This is a genomic window from Microbispora sp. NPDC004025, from assembly GCF_053604425.1.
Genome location: NZ_JBSGHN010000015.1, coordinates 53,329 through 73,620, shown reverse-complemented (window position 1 = coordinate 73,620; position 20,292 = coordinate 53,329). Strand labels below are relative to the sequence as shown.

At 70.1% G+C, this 20,292-nt stretch carries 22 protein-coding genes and 2 tRNA genes; 9 read left to right on the top strand and 15 right to left on the bottom strand.

Going from position 1 to position 20,292, the window contains the following annotated elements; translation table 11 throughout:
• Window positions 1-12: 12 nt before the first annotated feature.
• Window positions 13-219, bottom strand: a complete 207-nt coding sequence (locus ACWEQG_RS30805) for a DUF6203 family protein (RefSeq protein WP_452290069.1) — start codon at window positions 217-219, stop codon at window positions 13-15.
• 45 nt (window positions 220-264) lie between these two features.
• Window positions 265-969, bottom strand: a complete 705-nt coding sequence (locus ACWEQG_RS30800; RefSeq protein ID WP_452290067.1) for an SDR family oxidoreductase — start codon at window positions 967-969, stop codon at window positions 265-267.
• Between the two features lie 117 nt (window positions 970-1,086).
• Between ACWEQG_RS30800 and ACWEQG_RS30795 the strand changes: the two genes are divergently transcribed.
• A complete protein-coding gene (locus ACWEQG_RS30795; protein WP_452290065.1) occupies window positions 1,087-1,539 on the top strand; it encodes a winged helix-turn-helix transcriptional regulator in 453 nt (150 codons plus the stop codon).
• A gap of 304 nt (window positions 1,540-1,843) precedes the next feature.
• On the opposite strand, the gene ACWEQG_RS30790 is transcribed toward ACWEQG_RS30795, so the two are convergent.
• Together ACWEQG_RS30790 and ACWEQG_RS30785 are read right to left on the bottom strand one after the other, a co-directional pair.
• Window positions 1,844-1,916 (bottom strand) — tRNA-Ala (locus ACWEQG_RS30790).
• Between the two features lie 72 nt (window positions 1,917-1,988).
• A complete protein-coding gene (locus ACWEQG_RS30785) occupies window positions 1,989-2,444 on the bottom strand; it encodes a rhodanese-like domain-containing protein (protein ID WP_452290063.1) in 456 nt (151 codons plus the stop codon).
• Window positions 2,445-2,516: 72 nt separating this feature from the next.
• On the opposite strand from ACWEQG_RS30785, the gene ftrA reads away from it, so the two are divergent.
• A complete protein-coding gene (gene ftrA / locus ACWEQG_RS30780) occupies window positions 2,517-3,485 on the top strand; it encodes a transcriptional regulator FtrA (protein WP_452290061.1) in 969 nt (322 codons plus the stop codon).
• Here ftrA and ACWEQG_RS30775 read toward each other — a convergent pair.
• The 3 genes from ACWEQG_RS30775 to ACWEQG_RS30765 all read right to left on the bottom strand — a co-directional run bounded on the left by ACWEQG_RS30775 (window position 3,482) and on the right by ACWEQG_RS30765 (window position 6,320).
• Window positions 3,482-4,921: a SpoIIE family protein phosphatase gene (locus ACWEQG_RS30775; protein WP_452290060.1), complete on the bottom strand. Its 1,440-nt coding sequence runs from the start codon at window positions 4,919-4,921 to the stop codon at window positions 3,482-3,484. The two genes, ftrA and ACWEQG_RS30775, sit on opposite strands and share 4 nt — an antisense overlap.
• 39 nt (window positions 4,922-4,960) lie before the next feature.
• Window positions 4,961-5,629, bottom strand: a complete 669-nt coding sequence (locus ACWEQG_RS30770; protein WP_452290058.1) for a class I SAM-dependent DNA methyltransferase — start codon at window positions 5,627-5,629, stop codon at window positions 4,961-4,963.
• Between the two features lie 127 nt (window positions 5,630-5,756).
• Window positions 5,757-6,320 carry a helix-turn-helix domain-containing protein gene (locus ACWEQG_RS30765; protein WP_452290056.1) on the bottom strand — a complete coding sequence of 188 codons (564 nt, stop codon included), beginning with the start codon at window positions 6,318-6,320 and terminating at the stop codon, window positions 5,757-5,759.
• A gap of 67 nt (window positions 6,321-6,387) precedes the next feature.
• Here ACWEQG_RS30765 and ACWEQG_RS30760 point away from each other — a divergent pair, with 67 nt between their 5' ends.
• From ACWEQG_RS30760 to ACWEQG_RS30740, 5 genes are all read left to right on the top strand, one after another.
• The gene (locus ACWEQG_RS30760) at window positions 6,388-7,116 is read left to right on the top strand and encodes an AzlC family ABC transporter permease (RefSeq protein WP_452290054.1); all 729 of its coding nucleotides are present in this window, start codon (window positions 6,388-6,390) and stop codon (window positions 7,114-7,116) included.
• On the top strand, window positions 7,107-7,415 hold the full coding sequence (locus ACWEQG_RS30755) for an AzlD domain-containing protein (protein ID WP_452290052.1): 309 nt from the start codon (window positions 7,107-7,109) through the stop codon (window positions 7,413-7,415). The genes ACWEQG_RS30760 and ACWEQG_RS30755 overlap by 10 nt, the downstream gene beginning before the upstream one ends.
• Before the next feature lie 192 nt (window positions 7,416-7,607).
• The gene (locus ACWEQG_RS30750) at window positions 7,608-8,537 is read left to right on the top strand and encodes a hypothetical protein (protein WP_452290050.1); all 930 of its coding nucleotides are present in this window, start codon (window positions 7,608-7,610) and stop codon (window positions 8,535-8,537) included.
• Window positions 8,538-8,574: 37 nt separating this feature from the next.
• Entirely contained in the window at window positions 8,575-9,024 is a 450-nt protein-coding gene (locus ACWEQG_RS30745) for a hypothetical protein (RefSeq protein WP_452290049.1), read from the top strand.
• Window positions 9,021-9,179 carry a hypothetical protein gene (locus tag ACWEQG_RS30740; RefSeq protein WP_452290047.1) on the top strand — a complete coding sequence of 53 codons (159 nt, stop codon included), beginning with the start codon at window positions 9,021-9,023 and terminating at the stop codon, window positions 9,177-9,179. The genes ACWEQG_RS30745 and ACWEQG_RS30740 overlap by 4 nt, the downstream gene beginning before the upstream one ends.
• A 71-nt stretch (window positions 9,180-9,250) precedes the next feature.
• On the opposite strand, the gene ACWEQG_RS30735 is transcribed toward ACWEQG_RS30740, so the two are convergent.
• A tRNA-Ala gene (locus ACWEQG_RS30735) sits at window positions 9,251-9,326 on the bottom strand.
• A 93-nt stretch (window positions 9,327-9,419) separates the two neighbouring features.
• Between ACWEQG_RS30735 and ACWEQG_RS30730 the strand changes: the two genes are divergently transcribed.
• Window positions 9,420-10,334, top strand: coding sequence for an RNA polymerase sigma-70 factor (locus ACWEQG_RS30730; protein WP_452290045.1), 915 nt, complete (start codon window positions 9,420-9,422; stop codon window positions 10,332-10,334).
• Window positions 10,331-11,494: a phytoene desaturase family protein gene (locus ACWEQG_RS30725; protein ID WP_452290043.1), complete on the top strand. Its 1,164-nt coding sequence runs from the start codon at window positions 10,331-10,333 to the stop codon at window positions 11,492-11,494. The genes ACWEQG_RS30730 and ACWEQG_RS30725 overlap by 4 nt, the downstream gene beginning before the upstream one ends.
• Before the next feature lie 75 nt (window positions 11,495-11,569).
• Here the strand turns inward: ACWEQG_RS30725 and ACWEQG_RS30720 are convergent, their stop codons facing one another.
• The 7 genes from ACWEQG_RS30720 to mmsA all read right to left on the bottom strand — a co-directional run bounded on the left by ACWEQG_RS30720 (window position 11,570) and on the right by mmsA (window position 20,267).
• A complete protein-coding gene (locus ACWEQG_RS30720) occupies window positions 11,570-12,337 on the bottom strand; it encodes a glycoside hydrolase family 43 protein (RefSeq protein ID WP_452290041.1) in 768 nt (255 codons plus the stop codon).
• 95 nt (window positions 12,338-12,432) lie between these two features.
• Window positions 12,433-13,482 carry an immunoglobulin-like domain-containing protein gene (locus ACWEQG_RS30715; protein WP_452290039.1) on the bottom strand — a complete coding sequence of 350 codons (1,050 nt, stop codon included), beginning with the start codon at window positions 13,480-13,482 and terminating at the stop codon, window positions 12,433-12,435.
• The gene (gene araA / locus ACWEQG_RS30710) at window positions 13,479-14,960 is read right to left on the bottom strand and encodes an L-arabinose isomerase (protein WP_452290037.1); all 1,482 of its coding nucleotides are present in this window, start codon (window positions 14,958-14,960) and stop codon (window positions 13,479-13,481) included. Before araA ends, ACWEQG_RS30715 begins: the two co-directional genes overlap by 4 nt.
• Window positions 14,957-15,616 carry an L-ribulose-5-phosphate 4-epimerase gene (locus ACWEQG_RS30705; protein ID WP_452290035.1) on the bottom strand — a complete coding sequence of 220 codons (660 nt, stop codon included), beginning with the start codon at window positions 15,614-15,616 and terminating at the stop codon, window positions 14,957-14,959. The genes araA and ACWEQG_RS30705 overlap by 4 nt, the downstream gene beginning before the upstream one ends.
• Complete coding sequence (araB, locus tag ACWEQG_RS30700; protein ID WP_452290033.1) at window positions 15,613-17,298, bottom strand: ribulokinase; 1,686 nt, start codon at window positions 17,296-17,298, stop codon at window positions 15,613-15,615. Before araB ends, ACWEQG_RS30705 begins: the two co-directional genes overlap by 4 nt.
• Window positions 17,299-17,472: 174 nt before the next feature.
• Window positions 17,473-18,732: a multiple monosaccharide ABC transporter permease gene (gene mmsB / locus ACWEQG_RS30695; protein ID WP_363463244.1), complete on the bottom strand. Its 1,260-nt coding sequence runs from the start codon at window positions 18,730-18,732 to the stop codon at window positions 17,473-17,475.
• A 5-nt stretch (window positions 18,733-18,737) separates the two neighbouring features.
• Complete coding sequence (mmsA, locus tag ACWEQG_RS30690) at window positions 18,738-20,267, bottom strand: multiple monosaccharide ABC transporter ATP-binding protein (RefSeq protein ID WP_452290031.1); 1,530 nt, start codon at window positions 20,265-20,267, stop codon at window positions 18,738-18,740.
• Window positions 20,268-20,292: the final 25 nt, after the last annotated feature.

Sequence of the window (20,292 nt, the reverse complement as noted above, 5' to 3'; positions counted from 1 at the left end):
CGCCCGGCTGTCTCATCGGCGGTTGCCGGCGGAAGGGCCGCGCCAGGCGTACGGGTTGCCCGACCGGCGTCCGGGCTCGCGGAGCGCCGGGGCCTGCGCGGGCTGCTGCTTACGGGCCCGCCGCTTGCGCATGAACAGCCAGCCGAGGCCGAGCAGGACCATTCCGATCGGCGTACGCGCCAGCCAGCGGGTGAAGACGAGCTGCAGGATCCTCTTCATGACACCCGCCCCTACCCGGCACGGATGTGATCATGTGTCCGCGGTTCAGGATGCCAGCTGCGGATACAGTCCGGCCACGTCGCCGGACAGCTTGGCCCGCACCTGGCGGCTCACGTCGTCGGCGACCACCTCGAAGCTCCCCTGCTCGATCCCCTGCAGGGCCTGGGCGGCGACCTCCGCCGGGTCGATCTTCGGGCCGTCGACGCCGGCGGCCATGTCGGTGTCCATGTATCCGACGTGCAGCGCCGTGACGAGCGTGCCCTGCTCCTGTAGTTCGAGGCGGAGACTGTTGGTGAGCTGCAGCGCGGCCGCCTTGGCCGCGGAGTAGCCGGCCACCTGCGGGGCCGTGAACCACGACAGCACCGACAGCACGTTGAGGATCGCGCCGCCCCCGTTGCGGCCCAGGACCGGGGCGAACTCACGAGCCATGGCGAGCGTGCCGAAGTAGTGCGTCTCCATCTCCAGGCGGATGTCGTCGAGCGCACCGGCGACGATCGACGAGCCCGTGGAGATTCCGGCGTTGTTGATCAGGAGGTCCACGTCGCGGGCACGCTCGGCCGCGGCCCGGACGGACGCGGGGTCGGTGATGTCCAGGGCGAGCGGCACCACGCCCGGCAGGTCGACCGTCTCCGGCCTGCGCGCCGCCGCGTACACCTTGGCGGCGCCCCGCTCCAGCAGCGCGACCGCGAAACGCCGTCCCAGCCCGCGGTTCGCGCCCGTGACCAGCGCGACTGATCCCTCGATCTTCATTGTGGCCTCCATCGCTCGACGACTTCGCGTCCACACTAGAGACCTGACTTTAAAATTACAAGTCAGCTTCCCCGGGCTAGCCTGGATCCGACCGGCGACGAGCGAGCGAGGCGTGCGATGACGACCACCGAACTCCCCGACTCGATGACGTGCTCCATCGAGCGGGCGGTGACCCTCCTCGGAGAGCGGTGGACGCCGCTGATCCTGCGGGAACTGCACACGGGAGTCGTCCGCTTCGCCGACATCCAGCAGCGCCTGGGGATCGCCACGAATCTGCTGACCACCCGGCTGGCGACGCTCGCCGGTGCGGGCGTCGTCGAGAAGCGGCCCTACCGCGACACCGGGGCCCGCACCCGGTACGAGTACCACCTGACCGATTCGGGCCGCGACGCGCTCGTGATCCTCGGAGCGCTGCAGCAGTGGGGGGACCGCCACGTGCCCCGGCTCGCGGGACCGACGGTCGAACGCCGCGATCGACGGACCGGGGCGCGGCTGGACGTGTCGTTCACCGACCCCGAGGGGCGCGCCGTCCCGCTGGACGCGGTCGCCTTCGTACGCACAGACAACTGACCGGCCGCGTCGGTATCCGGTGAGCACTGCGGACACGCCGATCCCACGCTGCCTCGCGATGTGTACGACGTCTACATGACCGTCGCGGATTCACGTGAGCTCGCCCTGCGCCTCATGGCCCACTGATCATCGGCGGGGCGGCGGTATCCCGAAGCCGAACGCCTCGCCGCGCGTGTACGCCGTCTCTTCACGCCGCGTCCGGCGAGATATCCGTGGATGCCGGAGACCGTCTCGGCGCCCGTAGAAACGCCGAGAGCCGCCCCCCTGCCGGAGGACGGCTCTTGCGATGCCTCATCGATCACGGTGGAGCTATGGGGACTCGAACCCCAGACCCCTTCCATGCCATGGAAGTGCGCTACCAGCTGCGCTATAGCCCCTTACCCACGCCGCGTCGGCGGCGCGTGGCCAGTGTATAGGACTTTCGCGGCGTGGGTGTAACCGAGAAGGTCTCAGCAGGCGCAGGCGGCCCCCAGGGGCGCGGTGAGCGGATCGGCCGGCCGCGCGCGCACGCCGGAGGGCTCCACGACGGGGAAGCCCTCGCGCACCCAGTACTCGAACCCCCCGATCATCTCCTTGACCCGGTAGCCCAGCCGGGCGAACTCCAGCGCCGCGCGGGTCGCGCCGTTGCAACCCGGCCCCCAGCAGTACGTGACCACGGTCACGTCACGGGGGATCAGCGCGGGCGCCCGGACGACGATCTCCGTCGTGGGCAGGTGGACCGCGCCCTCGATGTGACCCTGCCGCCAGCTCTCCGCGCTGCGGGAGTCGACCACCACGATCCCCGGCTCACCGGAGAGCAGATCGGCGCGTACGTCGGACACGTCGGTCTCGAAGGCCAGGCGGGCGGAGAAGTGGGCGGCGGCGGTGGCCGGCTCGGCGGCCGGCGTGTGCGTTACGGCGGACATGCCCATCAGGGTGCCCGGGCATCCCGCCGCGCCAGAAGAGGCATAAAAGCCCGATATCGCTAATATCCCGCCATGCTCCCGCTTCCGCGCCGGAGCCGTACCGTGTCGGTGCTGGCCTTCGACGGCATGAGCCCCTTCGAACTCGGCTGCGTCGTCGAGGTCTTCGGGCTGCCGCGCCCGGAGCTGGACGTCCCGTGGTACGAGCTGGCCGTGTGCGCCGAGAGGCCCGGCCCGTTGCGGGCGGTCGGCGGGTTCACGATCGAGGCGGCGCACGGGCTGGAGGTCTTCGCCGGGGCGCGCACCGTGATCGTGCCCGGCGTCCCGGACGTGCGGGCGGAGGTCTCCCCCGCTCTCACGGAGGCCCTGCGCCGGGCGCACGCGCGGGGCGCGCGGATCGTTTCGATCTGCTCGGGCGCCTTCGCCCTCGCCGCCGCCGGGCTGCTCGACGGGCGGGCCGCGACGACCCACTGGAGGTACGCCGAGCTGCTCCAGCGGCGTTTCCCCGAGGTCACAGTGGATCCCGGGGTGCTCTACGTGGACGAGGGCGACGTGCTGACCAGTGCGGGCAGCGCGGCGGGGCTCGACCTGCTCGTCCACCTGGTGCGGCGCGACCACGGGCCGAGCGTGGCCAACGCGGTGGCCCGCAGGCTCGTGGTGACGCCGCACCGCGAGGGCGGGCAGGCGCAGTTCGCCGAGGCGCCGGTCGCGGCCGTGGAGGACGACGACCCGGTGGGCAGGGCGATGGAGTGGGTGCTGGCCGATCTCACCCGGCCGGTCACGGTGGCCGCGCTGGCCCGGGTCGCGGGGATGTCGGAGCGCGGCTTCATCCGGCACTTCGGGCGGCGCACCGGTACGAGCCCCCTGCGGTGGGCGATCGCGCAGCGGATCGCGGCCAGCCTGCCACTGCTCGAGACGACGGCGGCTTCGATCGAGGAAATCGCAACCGCCGTCGGCTTCGAGAGCCCGGTGACGTTCCGCCACCATTTCGGCCGATCGATGCGTACGTCGCCCTCCGCCTACCGCAAGGCGTTCCGGCGTTAGGGAATCGCCAGCGAGAACCAGACGGTCTTGCCTCCGGCGACCCGGCTGGTCCCCCAGTGCTCGGCGAGCTGGCTGACCAGGTACAGCCCTCTGCCGTCCTCGTCGAGCGGGCCGGGCTCGCGGACGACCGGCAGCCGGTGGTCGTCGTCGCTGACCTCGCACAGCAGGTGGTCGGTGCGCAGCAGCCTGAGGGTGATGGGCCGCTGGGTGTGCCGTACGGCGTTGGTGACGAGCTCGCCGGCGAGCAGTTCGGCCACCGGGGTCAGCCGCGCGAGACCCCACGAGTCGAGCGTCCGGCGGACCAGGCCGCGCACGCGTCCCGGCGTCGTCGGCTGGGGCTCCAGCAGCCACTGGGCGACGTGCTCGCTGGGGATGCCGCGGAACCGGATGGCGAGCACGGTGACGTCGTCGGTCCTGGCCGCGGACAGCACGTCGTCGCTCAGCGCCTCGATCGAGGTGCCGTTCGCGAGCCTGCGGCGCAGCGACTCCACGCTCAGCCCGATGTCCTGCCCGCGCTCCTCCACGAGGCCGTCGGTGTAGAGGACGAGCATGCTGCCGTCCTCCGCCGCGATCTCCATCGTCTCGAACGGGGTACGGCCCAGCCCGATCGGCGGGCACCGGGGTGGCGACAGCACCTCCGCCTTGCCGTCCGGCCTCAGCAGGATCGGCGGCAGGTGCCCGGCGCTCGCGATCGTGCATCTGCGCAGCACCGGGTCGTACACGCAGTAGACACAGGTGGTCAGCGTCTGCGCGGCCAGCCGCTGGGCCATCTCGTCCAGCGAGTGCAGCACCTGCTCGGCCGGCAGGTCGAGCGAGGCCAGGGTCTGCACGGCCGTGCGGAGCTGGCCCATCACGGCCGCCGCGGCCAGCCCGTGGCCCATCACGTCGCCGACGACCAGCGCCACCCTGCTGCCCGGGAGCGGGATGACGTCGTACCAGTCGCCGCCCACCCGCTCGGCGGCGGGCTTGTAGCGGTAGGCGATCTCCAGCCCGGGCAGCTCGGGCGGGTCGCCCGGGCGCATCCCGCGCTGGAGGATCTCCAGGGTCTCGTCCTGCTGCCGGTCCCGCCGCCCATGGAAGATCGTGAGCGCGGCCGGCACGGCGAACTGCCCGGCGGCCAGCACGTGGGCCTCGCCGAACGGCGGACGCCGGGCGTCGCGCGCCAGCAGCGCGCAGCCGACCGGCGCGCCGTACGCGCGGAGGGGCACGGCGAGCAGATGCCCGTCGAGCAGGGCCGCCTCACGGATGCCGTCGCCGGTCCAGCGCGGCGGCAGCCGCCCGTCGGGATCGACCCGCTGGCAGACGGCGCCGTCCACGTAGACCGCGGCGGCGTCGGCCAGGCCGGGCACGACCGCCTCGCAGAGAACCCTCGTCGCCTCCTCCGGCCCAGGGCTTTCGCCGATGGCACGGACGATCCCACTGACATCACTCAGCACGGCGAGCGGTTCCCCGTCTCCCGACACGGGTGGGGCCGCTCAGAATTTGTCGTCACGCCGGCAGTTGACGAACAGCTGGATTTCCGGCGGCGCCTGGGTGGTCGCCGGAGCATACGAAAGGTGATTCTCCGACAGCACACTGAAACCTGCGGCTTCGATGACCTCGCGCAACTCGTCGCGCAGATATCCGGTCACCCGTACCGGCGCGCCGAGAAACTGGAAAGGCACGTCGTCGAGGTCGATTTCCACCATGCTCAGCGAGAACAGGCCGCCGGGCGCGAGCACGGCGTGGATTTGGCGCAGCGCCTGCTCGATCTCGGCGCGCGGCAGCATCAGCAGGCTGAAGAAGGCCGTCGCGGCGTCGAACACGCCGAGCGAGTCGTCGAGGTCGAGCACGTCGCGTTCGAGGAAGGTCCCGGTCGGCACGTTCTTGCGCGCCAGGTCCAGCATGACCGGGGAGATGTCGATGCCGGTCACCTCGCAGCCGGCGTCGGCGAACTGCTGGGCGGTGGGCGCGCCCGTCCCGCAGCCGACGTCGAGGACCCGCGCTCCCGGCTTGAGCTGCTTGATCAACCATTCACCGGCGGCTACCTGGCCTTCCTTGTGCGGGAACGCCTCGTCGTACCGTCCGCCGATGCGATTGAACGCCTCGGCCTGGATGGCGCGGTACTCCTGACGCGGATTGTCCGGTCCTGATTCGATTGTCATCGTCGCCGCCGTTAATGATCAGCCGTCTTTGCCTCCTTCTAGATAGGGGGCTGAACCCCAACAAGTCAAGACATTCCCCGGCCAAATGGGCTTTTCGGCTGGCGATTGTGTCAAAGATCGTTGTCAATCAGATGTGCTCGATGACGATCACCGCGGTGGTGCCGGGTTCGAGTGCCTCGAAGACGTGCGGCGCGTCTCCGGGATAGACGATGTAGTCCCCCGGCCCGAGCTCCACCGGTTCCTCCGCCGGCCCGGCCGACGCCCGGCCGGTCCCGATCACCAGGTGCTCCGTCGTACCGGGCCGGTGCGGGTCCGATCTGCGGGGCGGGCCCGGCTCGGCCGAGATGCGGTAGAGGTCGCGCCGGGCGTGCGGCGGGCAGGAGGCGAGCAGCGTGACCCCGTAGTTGGCCTGCTCGGAGTAGGTGGCGGGACCCTCCCCCGCCCTGATCACCTGGACGACCGTGCGCGGCGGGTCCACCAGGCGGCTGAACGGCACGCCGAGCGCGGCCCCGAGCGCCCACAGGGTCTCCACGCTCGGATTGCCCCCGCCCGACTCCAGTTGCGAGAGCGTGGACTTGGCGATGCCCGCCCGCTTCGCCAGCTCGGTCAGTGACAGACCGGCGCGTTCACGCTCCCGGCGGATCGACGCCGCGATCAGCGCGATCAGATCGAAGGACGCCTTCTCAGCCACGTGTTCGCTCCACGCTTCCAATCGTTCGACTTGACGAACCTCGCCATTTTTGTTCACTCTACTGGACATGAATTCGTTATGGCGAACACTCGATCGCGGCACGCTCCGCGACATCGCCCTGGTCTGCCTCGCCGATGCCATGGTGGGCGCCGCGTTCGGCGCGATCGCCGTGTCCGGCGGTCTGCCTCCGTGGGTGCCGGTCGTCATGTCCCTGCTGGTGTTCGCCGGCGGCGCCCAGTTCGCCGCGGTCGGCGTGGTGCTCTCGGGCGGCGCGCCGATCGCCGCCGTCGCGGCCGGCCTGGTGCTGAACGCGCGCCTGCTGCCGTTCGGCTTCGCCGTCGGCGACGTCCTCGGCGGCAGGTGGTGGACGCGGCTCGCCGGCGCGCACCTCATGACGGACGAGGCGGTGGCCTTCGTGCTGCGCGACGGCGATCCCCGCCGGCGTCACGCCGCGTTCTGGGCCTGCGGGCTCGGTCTTTTCGTCAGCTGGAACGCGGCCGTCGTGCTCGGCGCGCTGGCCGGGCGCGGCATCGGGGACACGACCGCACTGGGCCTCGACGCGGCATTCCCCGCGGTGCTGCTGGCCCTCGTCCTGCCCTCGCTCACCGAGCGAGCCGAGCGAGCCGAGCGAGCCGAGCGGAACGTGCGGAACGTGCGGAACGCCGCCCTGCTCGGGGCGGCCGTCGCGGTGGCGGCCACGCCGTTCCTGCCCGCCGGCCTGCCGGTGCTGCTCGCCCTGACCGGTCTCGTGCTCACCGTGCGGACCCCCTCCGGTTCGGAGGTCTCATGCCCCTGATCGCCATCCTCGCGCTGGCCGCCGGCACCTACGCGTTCCGGGTGGCGGGCCCAGTGCTGCAGCACAGGCTCCGGCTGCCCGGACGCCTGCGTCACCTGCTGTCCGTCACCGCGACCGTGCTGCTCGTCGCCCTGGTGGCCACCTCGGCCCTCACCGAGGGGCACGGCTTCGCCGGTTGGGCCAGGCTCGCCGGGGTGCTCGCCGCCGGGATCCTCACGCTGCGGAAGGCGCCGTTCCCCCTGGTCGTCGTCCTCGCCGCCGCCACCACCGCTTTGCTACGTCTCTGCGGGATTGATTAGGCATATCCGATTTACAGGGAAGAATACGGTCATCTCGAATGCCAGGATCGCGACCTTCCGCGTTCGCGCTGTAACAGGTGCCGGACTGCGACGATCTAATCGATGACCACGAATCACGCCGCGAGAATCGAGCGGAGACGTGATCGCCCCTCCCGCAGAGCGCCGGTACGGCCTTGATCAGTCGGAGATCTCGTGAGTGCATGGCGCATCAGGCTGGCCGTCCTGCTCCTGGTCTTGGCGACTCCAGTGGCCGTCGAGTCGATAATCGCGGCCGTCAGGAGCACTTTCAGCCCGGCCCGCGTGCTGCTGCAGGTCCTCGGTCTCGCGATACTGCTGGCGCTGGCCAGAGGAGCGGAGAGATTGGCGCGAAGAACGCAGATCTACTCCCTGATGCTGATTCCACTCGTACTGATCGGCCTACTGAACATGGGGCTCGGGGCGATTCTGCTGACCGGAGGCGACAACGGTTCCGGCGGTCTGGACCTCGGTGTCGCGGGCGGGCTGACGCTGGGAGGGGGACTCTTCGTCTTCGGCCTGTCGCTGTCTCTCGTGTATCTCGACATGAGAAGCGTCCACATCGCGCCCTTCCCGACCGGGCCCGCCGCCGATGCGGGATATCGCCCCGTAGCCGAGACTCTCACCAGCGAGGAGCATCTCACCGTTCATGAGTACCGGCATTCGCCACAGGACGTGAGTGAGCTGATCCTTCTGTGCCGACCGGAACTGAACGTCGAGGGCCTCCATTACGTGCAGATATGTGCTCGCGACGGAATACTGCTCTCGGCCGACATCCTGGACCATCCCCTGCTCGCACGTTATTTCGGCGACACCGGAAAGGACCAGAGGAGGAACGTCTACATCAACGTGGGGAAGCAGGTGGGCTGGCTCATCAACGGCCTCAACGACTTCCTCGCGGACGCCGAGGGAGGGGTGCTCATCCGGACCGTCCTGGACGTCGAGAGGGGCGCCGTCTACTACTGCCGGATAGACGAGAGCAAATATCTCATCGGGGTGACTCTGGATCAGAACGTCGTCCACGTCGCCGACAGCGCGACCCGTCTGCTCGCCGACAGGATACGCGGCTACTACAGCCTGCCGCCTCTCCAACAGCCGAACGTCTGACGCAACGAGCCCTCGACATCGCCCGGCAGGGATACAAATGGTCGCACCTTTCCAGAACGTCGCCTCAGCGGTCGACACCTCGCCCCCGAACAGGCGGCGCGCCGTCGTGGCACGGCTCACCCTGTGGATCCTGTTCGGCGTGATAATCGGCCTGATGCCGCTCGTCTTCGACACGTTGCGGGCGACTTTGTCGGTACAGGGCTTCAGCGTGATCACGACCCTGGCACGAGGACAACTGTTCATCTCGTCGGCGGCCATGTCCGCCGGAGCCATGGGCGAGTTGTTCTTCTCGTCCTCGACCCGGCGAGGCGACATGCTGCAGGTGATCGCCGGTTTCTTCTGCCTGCTGTGCTGCCTGGCCAACTCGGTCGCGTACACGCAGGTGCCGGTCGCCCAGCCCGCCGCCATAGTGACCCTGTCCCTGATCTTCTTTCCTCTCACCATCCTTGCCAGCGGCATCTGCATCGGAATGACGGCGGGACGATGAACATCGCATTGACCGTCTCCACGGTCCTCATGGGCGTCGGCACCGTGGGAGTGGTGGCCGCGGCCGCGATCTCGCGCCTGCTCGGCAGGAACGGCCGGCAGATGGGCGCCGACCACATGCTGCGATCCGAACAGTCGCCCTATCGTCTCCCCTGAGGCTCCGGTCTCCCGGCGGCGCGGAAATCGGGCGACGAAAAAAGGGCGGTCGATCGACCGCCCTTCGAGTGTGGTGGAGCTATGGGGATTCGAACCCCAGACCCCTTCCATGCCATGGAAGTGCGCTACCAGCTGCGCTATAGCCCCTTGCGACGCAGTCAGTGTATAGGAGTCCGCGCGAGGGTGGTAACCGGACGAGCCGACGTCACACAACGGTGGGCATGATACGTCTGGCATGACATGACCATCGAAGTCTTCACCGCGCACCGGAGCCTGCTCATCGGCGTGGCGTACCGCATCCTCGGCAGCGCCGCGGACGCGGAGGACGTGGTCCAGGAGGCGTGGCTGCGCTGGGCGGACGTGGACGCCACGTCGGTGGCCGACCCGAAGGCCTACCTCGTGCGCGTCACCACCAACCTCGCCATCGACCGGCTGCGCCGGGTGCGGGCCAGGCGGGAGGCGTACGTCGGGCCCTGGCTGCCCGAGCCCGTCGCCGCCGCGCCGGACGCCGGGGAGCCCGCCGATCGCGCCGACAGCCTCGAACTGGCCCTCCTCGTCGTGCTGGAGACGCTGTCCCCGCTGGAGCGGGCCGTGTTCGTCCTGCGGGAGGCGTTCGGCTTCTCCCACGCCGAGATCGCCGAGTTCCTCGGCCGGGGTGAGCCCGCCGTACGGCAGCTCGCCCGGCGCGCCCGCGACCACGTGCGCGAACGCAGGCCGCGTTTCGACGTGGACCGGCGCGAGCGGCGCACGATCACCGAGCGCTTCGTCGCGGCCTGCGAGGAGGGGGACGTCGAGGCCCTGACGGCGCTGCTCACCGCGGACGTCCGCCTGGTCGGCGACGGCGGCGGCAAGGCGCGGGCGCCGCTGCGGGAGCTGGCCGGGGCCGCGCCGGTCGCCCGGTTCCTCCTCGCCATCGCGAGCCCGCAGGGCCGCCGGCGCTTCCTGGCCTCCATCGGCGCTCCCCCGGGCGTGGAGATGGACCTGGAGATCGCCGAAGTCAATGGCGGGCCCGCGATCGTCGCCCGGCTGGACGGCCGGCCCGTCACGTTCGTCTCGCTGGTGATCGCCGACGGACTGGTCGGCACCGTTTATCTCATCGCCAACCCCGAGAAGATGTCACGACTCGGGGTCTCGGACGCGTCCGGGAGTGCATGAGAGAAGACATCACGATCGTGGGCGGCGGGCTCGCCGGGCTGACCGCCGCCATCGCCTGCGCCGAGGGCGGCGCGTCCGTCGTCCTGCACGAGGCGCACCACACCCTCGGCGGACGCGCCCGGTCCACCCCCGCGCCGTACGTCGCGAACGAGGGCGTCCACGCCCTCTACGCGGACGGCCTGCCGTGGCGGTGGCTGGACGAACGGAGGCTGGTCCGGCCGTACGCGCCACCCCGGCCGGGGCATCTGCTCCGGGCACGGTTCCGCCGCGACGGGAGGCTCACCGGGCGGCCCCCGGCCGCACTGCTGCGGATGGCCGCCCGGCGCGGCCTCCGGGCGCCGGTCGAGGAGGACTTCGGGTCCTGGGCCACGCGCCACTTCGGCGAGGAAGCCGCCCGGGTGGCGGCCGGGGCGACCGGCGTGGTCACCTACGACGCCGATCCCGGCAGGCTGTCGGCCGCGTTCGTCTGGGAGCGCCTCCTGCGCGTCGCGGCCCCTCGGTATCCGGCCGTACGTTATCTGGTCGGCGGGTGGGGACGGATGATCGACCGGATGGCGGCGTACGCCCGCGACCTGGGCGTGCGCGTCGAGACCGGGTCGAGGATGGACCGGCTGCCGGACGGCCGGGTGATCGTCGCCACCTCGCTCGACGCCGCCCGCGGCCTGCTGGGCGACGACTCGCTGCGCTGGGAGAGCGGACGGGGAGTCCTCCTCGACCTCGGGTTGCGCGCGCACCCCCGGGACCTGTTCCTCGTCAGCGACCTGGACGAGGGCGGGTTCCTGGAGCGTTACTCGCTGCCCGACCGGTCGGTCGCCCCCCGCGGGGAGAGCCTGGTGCAACTCGAGCTGCCGATGCGCCCCGGTGAGGCGAAGGGCGAGGCGCTCGCACGGCTGGAGCGGATCGCCGACCTCGCCCTGCCGGGCTGGCGCGACCGGGTCACCTGGCGCCGCGAGTCGGTCGCCGCCGGCCGCACCGGCGCCCTCGACCTGCCCGGCGCCTCGTGGCGCGACCGCCCGGCGGTCGAGCGCGGCGACGGCGTCTGGCTGGCCGGCGATCAGGTGGCCGCGCCCGGCCTGCTGGCCGAGGTCTCGGTCAACAGCGCGCTCGCGGCGGCCCGGGCCGCCCTCGCCGCCCGATCGCGGGCCCGGCCGGCTGCCTGACGCGCGGAAACGGGCCCTCCCCACAGGGGAAGGGCCCGTATGGTCAGGGGGACCGGATCAGCACCAGAGCCCGGATCAGCCGAGAGAGGAAAGCAGCCGGGCGTACTCGGCCTGCGTGACGCCCAGCACCGTGCCGTGACGCGGACGGCTCGGCAGCTGGTAGGCGGCCGGGACGGTCCAGTCGCCCTTCTCGAGGTCGGTCGACTCGAACGGCACGTAGCCGCGGCCGCCGTACTCGTCGATGAACAGGTACCACTTGTCCTCGACGTTGGACTTGAAGATCGTCGACCCCTCGCCGCGCGACAGCGCGCCGGAGCCGATGCACTCCTTCAGGAAGTCCCAGTTCGTGCTGGTCAACGAGGTGGACTTCTCCTCGATGATGTACTTGCTGCACGGGCTGGAGGAGCTGTTGTTCCGCTCGTCCTTCGTGAAGCGGTAGTAGGTCCCGTTGTGCTCGACCACCGTCGAGTCGATGACCGAGTAGCCCGGGTCCTTCCAGATCTTCGGCTCGGAGAAGGTGTAGAAGTCGCGGGTCGTCGCGTACACCATCTTGTTGTAGGTGTCCCCCGTGTGCTGCGGGTTGCCGTACAGCTTGGACGCCCGGAACACGACGTACGCCCCGAGGGTCTTGTCGTAGTACGCCTCCGGCGCCCAGGTGTTGCCTGCCTCCGGCGGGGAGACCTGGACCAGCCGCTGGTTCGTCCAGTGCACCAGGTCGGCCGACTCGGCCACCATGATCGAGCGGCTGCCGCCGCGCTGCGCGCGGTCCCAGTCGCCGTTGCCGTAGATCTTGAGGTCCGTGGCGATCAGGTAGAACCTGTCTCCCTCGGGCGAGCGGATCACGAACGGGTCGCGCAGGCCCTTCTCGCCGACGTCGGACGTGACGACCGGCCGGCCGCCGTTGAGCTCCTGCCAGTGCAGCGGGTCGTTGCCCTTGCTCAGCGCGTTGTAGATCTGCTCGCCGTCCGCAGCGTGGCGGCGTCGGTCTCGACGGCCCGCTTGTCGGTGTAGATCGCCTCGACGGTGACGTCGAACGTCTTCGTCTCCGTTGCCGTGCCCTTGGTGAGCGTGGCGGTGAGCATGACGTGGGCGTCCTGCGCGCCCGCCGGCGGCCGGGCGACGGCGCCTGTCGCGCTGACGACGGACGGGTCGCCGGAGGCCCAGGTGATCGTGGACTCGGACGCGCCCCTCGCCGGCAGCATTAGGTCGGACCGGACCGCGCCGGTGTCGCCGAGATCGAGCGCCGCGGCGTCCTGCTTGACGATCTCGGCGTTGACCGGCGCCGCCAGCCGGGCGATCTCGGACGCACCGAGGGCCCGGCCGTAGACGCGGAAGTCCTTGACCCTGCCCTTGAGGTACTTGTCGCCGGAGTAGAGCGAGCGGCCGATGTAGTCGGCGGTGGTCGTGCCGCCGCCGATCGAGCCCGGGGTGAGCGTGACGGCGGTGTTGCGGGCCACCTCGTCGCCGTTCTGGTACAGCACCCCGACGCCGCCGCCGAGCGTGTAAGCGATGTGCTGCCAGCCGCCGCGCGGCAGATCGACGCCGGCGTTCACGTTCTGCTCGGTCGACCAGTTGCCCGACGCGATCGACGTACGGGACGCGTCGCCGGTGGTGAACAGGTAGCCGTTGCCGCTGGACCCGCTGGAGTTGCCGAAGCCGTAGACGAAGTACGGCGTGGCCTGCGTGGGGTCGATCCGGACGTCGAGCGCGACCGTGATCGAGGTCATGCCGCGCATGAGGTTGTCGGGCACCTTGACGTACCCGTTCGTGCCGCCGAGCTTGAGGCCGTCGCCCCAGCTCGCGTCACCGTTAAGCGTGCCGTTCCTGCCGTTGCCGGAGGAGTCGGCGGCGGTCGTGCCGGAGGTCTCGTCGAGCCTGTACCAGAGCGCGAGGCCCTCGTCCGCCGCCGAGGCGGCCGAAGGGACGAGTGCCCCGGCTCCGAGTGTGAGGGCGGCCAGGCCGCCCATCACGAACCTACCGAGCGTCAAAATCCTTGCGCGAGCCGATAGTAGGCCTGGTTCCACCGCAGTTCCTTGGTGAACTGGCGGGAGGTGGTCGCCTCGTCGATGACGAGCAGCTCGACGCCGAGCATGTCGGCGAAGTCGGTCAGCTCCTCGGAGCCGACGGCCGAGGAGAGCACCGTGTGGTGCGGGGCGCCGGCGGTGATCCACGACTCGGCGGAGGTGCGCAGGTCGGGCCGGGGGCGCCACACGGCCCGGGCGACCGGCAGGGCGGGCAGCGGCTCGGGCGGCGCGACCACGTCGATCTCGTTGGCCACCAGGCGGAACCGCTCGCCCATGTCGGACAGGCCGACCACCACGGCGGGGCCGGGGGCGGCGTCGAACACCAGCCGCACCGGGTCCTCACGACCGCCGATGCTCAGCGGGTGGATCTCGCACGCGGGGGTGTCGGCCGCGATCGTCGGGCAGACCTCCAGCATGTGCGCGCCGAGGATGAGCTCCTCGCCCGGAGTGAGGTGGTAGGTGTAGTCCTCCATGAAGGACGTGCCGCCGGGCAGGCCCGCCGACATGACCTTGAGCGTGCGCAGCAGCACCGAGGTCTTCCAGTCGCCCTCGCCGCCGAAGCCGTAGCCGTCGGCCATCAGCCGCTGCACGGCCAGGCCGGGGAGCTGGCGCAGCCCGCCAAGGTCCTCGAAGTTCGTGGTGAACGCCTTGAAGCCCCCGCCCTCCAGGAACTGCCGCAAGCCCAGCTCGATGCGGGCCGCGTACCGCAGCGACTCGTGCCGCTCCCCGCCCGCGCGCAGCTCGGGCGCCATCCGGTAGAGGTCCTCGTACTCCTTCACGAGCGCGGACACGTCCGCGTCCGCGGTGGCGTCCACGGCCTCGACCAGCTCGTTGACCCCGTAGGTGTTCACCGACACCCCGAACCGCAGCTGCGCCTCGACCTTGTCGCCCTCGGTCACCGCGACGTCGCGCATGTTGTCGCCGAACCGGGCCAGGCGCAGCGAGCCGACCTCCGCCCGGCCCGCCGCCGCCCGCGCCCAGGTGGCGATGCGCCCCGACACGGACGGGTCGCTGACGTGCCCGGCGATGGTCTTGCGCGGCACGCCGAGGCGCGTCTGGATGTAGCCGAACTCGCGGTCGCCGTGGGCGGCCTGGTTGAGGTTCATGAAGTCCATGTCGATGGAGCTCCACGGCAGCTCCACGTTGGCCTGCGTGTGCAGGTGCACCAGCGGCTTGCGCAGCGCGTCAAGCCCGGCGATCCACATCTTGGCCGGGGAGAACGTGTGCATCCACGCGATCAGGCCGATGCAGTCGTCGTCGGCGTTGGCCTCCAGGCACACGCGGCGGATGGCCGCCGCGTCGGTGAGCACGGGCCGCCACTCGAGCTCGAACGGCAGCGCCTCGCCCAGCTGCTCGGCGATGCGCCGGGACTGCTCGGCCACCTGCCGCAGCGTCTCCTCGCCGTACAGGCCCTGGCTGCCGGTCAGAAACCATAGCCTCACAGGTGACTCCTCTGTCCATAGACGTTCTGGTAGCGGTCGTACAAGCTGTCGATGTCGCTCTGGGCGATCGGCAGCGGCTCGCCGAGCTGGCGGGAGATGTGCACGGTGCGGGCCACGTCCTCGCACATCACGGCGGCCTTCACCGCCGCCTTCGGCGACTCGCCGATCGTGAACACCCCGTGGTTCTGCATCAGCACCGCCGGGGAGCGGTGCCCGGTCAGGGTCTCGACGATCCCCTTGCCGATGTCGTCGTTGCCGATGAGGGCGAACGGCCCGACGGGGATCTCGCCGCCGAACTCGTCGGCCATCGCGGTGAGCACGCACGGGATCGCCTCGCCGCGGGCCGCCCACGCCGAGGCGTACGTGGAATGGGTGTGCACCACACCGTTCACCTCCGGCATGTGCCGGTAGACGTAGGCGTGCGCGGCCGTGTCGCTGGAGGGGGCCAGGTCGCCCTCGATGAGGTTGCCGTCGAGATCGCAGACCACGATCGACTCGGGGGTCAGGTCGTCGTACGACACGCCGCTGGGCTTGATGACGAACAGGTCCTCACCGGGCACCCGGCCCGAGACGTTGCCCGCCGTCCACACCACCAGGCCGTACCGCACGAGCTCGGCGTGGAGTCTGCAAACGGTTTCGCGAAGGTCATCGATCATGCACTGGCCTCGTTCCTGATCGCGCGGAGCCGGTGGAGCATGCCGCCGTCCGCGAAGTGGTCGTGCAGCCTGCGATATTCGGCGTACAGCCGGTCGTAGGCGTCGGCCCGCCCGGCGTCGGGCACGTACGCGGCGGCCTCGCGCTTGCCCATCGCCGCCGCGGCGGCCGTGATGTCGGTGTAGGCCCCCGCCGCGACGGCGGCGTGGATCGCCGAGCCGAGGGCCGGCCCCTGGTCGGAACCGATCACCGACAGCGGGCGGCGCAGCACGTCGGCGTACGTCTGCATGAGGAAGCGGTTCTTGAGCAGGCCGCCGGCGACCACGAACTCCTCGACCGGCACCCCCGACGCCTCGAACGTCTCCACGATCGTCCGGGCGCCGAACGCGGTGGCCTCGATGAGCGCGCGGTAGACGTCCTCCGGGCGGGTGGCGAGCGTCTGCCCGACGATGACGCCGGACAGGGTGTGGTCGACCAGGACCGAGCGGTTGCCGCCGTGCCAGTCGAGCGCGACCAGCCCGTGCTGCCCGACCTTCTGCTCGGCGGCGAGGGAGGTCAGGTACTCGTGCAGGCCGATCCCCGCCTCCGCCGCCCGCTCCGCGTAGGAGGCGGGCACGCAGTTGTCCACGTACCAGGCGAAGATGTCGCCGACGGCGGACTGGCCCGCCTCGTAGCCCCACAGCCCGGGGACGATGCCGTCGCGTACGACGCCGCACATGCCGGGGACCTCGGCGAGCTGGTCGGAGCACATGACGTGGCAGGTCGAGGTGCCCATGATGGCCACCATCTGGCCCGGCCGCACGGCGTCGGCCGCCGCGGCGGTGACGTGGGCGTCGACGTTGCCGACCGCGACCGCGATGCCCTCGGGCAGCCCCGTCCACTCGGCGGCCCGCGCGGTCAGGTGACCGGCGAGGCCGCCGAGTGGAGCGAGATCCTGACCGAGCTTCCGGGTGAAACCGGAGAAGGCGGGATTGAGCGCGGCCAGGAAGTCCTCGGACGGGTAGCCGCCGTCCTGGTGGATGGCCTTGTACCCGGCGGTGCAGACGTTGCGGGTCTCCACCCCGGTGAGCTGCCAGATGATCCAGTCGGCCGCCTCGATCCAGCGGTCGGCCCGGTCGTACAGCTCCGGGTCCTCCTCCAGCAGCTGCAGGCCCTTGGCGAAGGCCCACTCGGAGGAGATCTTGCCGCCGTACCGCGGCAGCCACGACTCGCCGCGCTCGGCGGCCAGCGCGTTGATGCGGTCGGCGTGGGGCTGCGCCGCGTGGTGCTTCCAGAGCTTCGGCCAGGCGTGCGGCCGTTCGGGGAACTCCTCGCACAGCGGGTGGCCGTCGGCGGTGGCGGGCAGGATCGTGCAGGCCGTGAAATCCGTGCCGATGCCGATCACCTGCTCGGCCGGGACCTGGGCCGCGGCCAGCGCCTTCGGCACGGCGTGCCGCAGCACGTCGATCCAGTCGGCCGGCGACTGCAGGGCCCAGTCGGGGCCGAGACGGACGCCGGAGCCCGGCAGCGCGTCCTCGATCACGCGGTGGGCGTACTCGTGGACGGCGCCGCCCACCTCCTCGCCGTCGCTCACCCGCACGACGACCGCACGCCCGGACAGCGTGCCGTAGTCGACGCCGATGACATAGCGGTTGTTGTTAGCGTTCACATTGAACTCCAGGGACTTTGGGGGCGTCCGGATCATGTCCAGGGGCTTCGGCCTCACCACCAAGCCGGCTCTCAGGAGCAGGTGTTCTTCGCGGTGGGTCCCGCGCTGCTCCCACCAGCACCTCGATGCGATGACGACCTGCGTGCTGCAGAGCGGTGCTCCCGGCGTCGATCCTGCCCTCGATAGGTTTCCTGTCGGCGACTTATTCGATCAGCGTGAGGCACCTGCCCTGCGCTTGGTCCACACGTCGAACGCCACGGCGGCGAGCAGGACGGCGCCCTTGACGAGCATGACCCGCTCACTGGGCGAGCCGATCAGGGACATGCCGTTGTTGATGACCGCCATGATCAGACCACCTGTGATCGCACCCACGACCTTGCCGACGCCGCCCTGAACGGCCGCGCCGCCGATGAAGGCCGCCGCGATCGCGTCCAGCTCGAAGCTGTTGCCCGCCGTGGGACCCGCCTGATTGAGCCGGCCTGCGAAGATGACGCCGGCGATGGCCGAGAGCACGCCCATGTTGACGAAGATCCAGAAGACGACGGACTTGACCTTCACACCGGACATCACGGCCGCCTGCAGGTTGCCGCCGATCGCGTAGATCTGCCGGCCGAACACCGTGCGGTTGGCCATCAGCGAATACCCCAGCACGAGCACGGCCAGCAGCACCAGCACCCATGGCAGGTTCTTGAAGCGGGCGAGCTGCACCACGACGAAGAGGATCAGCGCGGCTCCGGCAGTCATCTTCAGCGCGAACAACACAACGGGCTCGACCGTCTGGCCGTAGCCCTTCCGGGCATTGCGTGTGCGCCACTGCGCCATGACCATGCCGGCGATCGCGACCAGGCCGATCAACAGGCTGAACAGGTCCGCGCCGCCGAGCGGACCGAGGCCGACGTTACCGAGGTAGCCGTCGGTGAAGCCGTTCGCCAACGTGCGGACCTGGTCAGGGAACGGGCCGATGCCCTGGTTGCCCAGCACGGTCAGGGTCAGCGCCCGGAACAGCAGCATTCCGGCCAGAGTCACGATGAACGCGGGGATGCCGAAGTAGGCGATCCAGTATCCCTGCCAGGCCCCGATCAGCCCACCGGCGACGAGCGTGATCAACAGGGCCAGCGGCCAGGGCGTGCCCATGTTCACCATGAGCACGGCGGCCAGCGCTCCGGTGACCGCGACCACCGAGCCGACCGACAGGTCGATGTGCCCGGCGATGATGATCAGGATCATCCCGATCGCGAGGATCAGGACGTAGGAGTTCTGAACGATGATGTTGGAGATGTTCTGCGGCTGGAGCAACGCGCCGTCGGTCAGCACCGAAAACAGCACAATGATCAACGCGAAGGCGATGTAGATACCGCTCGAGCGCAGGTTGATCGACAGTCCGCCGAGCGACACCCGTCCCGGCTGCCGTGGCGATCCCCCGTCGCCCTTGGCGCCGACCTGTACGTCGGCGGGCGTGATGCTGCTCATTCGAGCTACTCCTGTCCCTTGGTCATGAGATACATGAGGCGTTCCTGCGTGGCTTCCCCGCGCGGCACTTCCCCGGTGACGCGCCCCTCGGAGAGCGTGTAGATGCGGTCGCACAGGCCAAGCAGCTCAGGCAGCTCAGAAGAGATCACCAGTACGGCCTTGCCCTGGTCGGCCAGACGGTTGATGATCGTATAGATCTCGTACTTCGCGCCGACGTCGATGCCCCTCGTGGGCTCGTCGAGGATGAGCACGTCCGGCTCGGTCAGGATCCACTTGGAGAGCACGACCTTCTGCTGGTTGCCGCCGCTCAGCTTGCCGACGACGCTGTTGACGCCGGGCGCCTTGATGTTCATGCTCTTGCGGAACTGCTCGGCGACGCGGAATTCCTCGTTCTCGTTGACCCACCCGCGCCGGGACAGGCCCCTGAGCCCGGCGGCGCTGACGTTCCGCTTGATGTCCTCGATGAGGTTGAGGCCGTACCTTTTGCGGTCCTCGGTGGCGTAGGCGATGCCGTGCTTGATCGCGTCCTGGACGTTGCGGATCTCGATCGGCTTGCCGTCCTTGAAGATCCTGCCGGCGATATGGGTCCCATACGTCCGCCCGAACACGCTCATCGCCAGCTCGGTGCGTCCGGCGCCCATCAGCCCCGCCAGCCCCACGATCTCCCCGCGGCGCAGTCTGAGCGAGGCGCCGTCGACCACCTTCCTGCCGGGCTGGCTGGGGCTGTAGACCGTCCAGTCCTCGATCCGGAACGCCTCCTCGCCGATCGCCGGCTCCCGTGCGGGGAAGCGGTTGTCGAGAGCGCGGCCGACCATGCCCGAGATGATGCGGTCCTCGGTGACCTCGTCGCCGGCCATGTCGAGCGTCTCGATCGTGCGGCCGTCGCGGATGATCGTGACGGCGTCGGCGATGGCGATCACCTCGTTGAGCTTGTGCGAGATGATCACGCAGGTGATGCCCTCGTCCCTGAGCCCGCGCAGCAGGTCGAGCAGGTGCGCCGAGTCGTCGTCGTTGAGCGCCGCGGTCGGCTCGTCGAGGATGAGGAGCTTGACCTCCTTCGACAGCGCCTTGGCGATCTCCACGAGCTGCTGCTTGCCCACGCCGATGTCGGAGATGAGCGTCGTCGGATTCTCGCGCAGGCCGACCCGCTTCGTCAGCTCGCCGGCCTCGTAGTTGGTACGGTTCCAGTCGATCACGCCGCGTTTGGCGCGCTCGTTGCCCAGGAAGATGTTCTCGGCGATCGACAGCTGCGGGCTGAGCGCCAGCTCCTGGTGGATGATGACGATGCCCGCGTGCTCGCTGTCGCGGATGCCGCCGAACTCGCAACGCCTGCCCTCGAAGGTGATCTCACCTTCGTACTCGCCGTGCGGGTAGACCCCGGACAGCACCTTCATCAGCGTCGACTTGCCCGCGCCGTTCTCGCCGCAGATCGCGTGGATCTCGCCCCGCCGCACGGACAGGTTGACGTCCTGCAGCGCCTTCACTCCCGGGAACGTCTTGGTGATCCCGCTCATCCGCAAGATGTGCTCGGTCATATGCCCCTCGCTCAGGGAGGGCCCG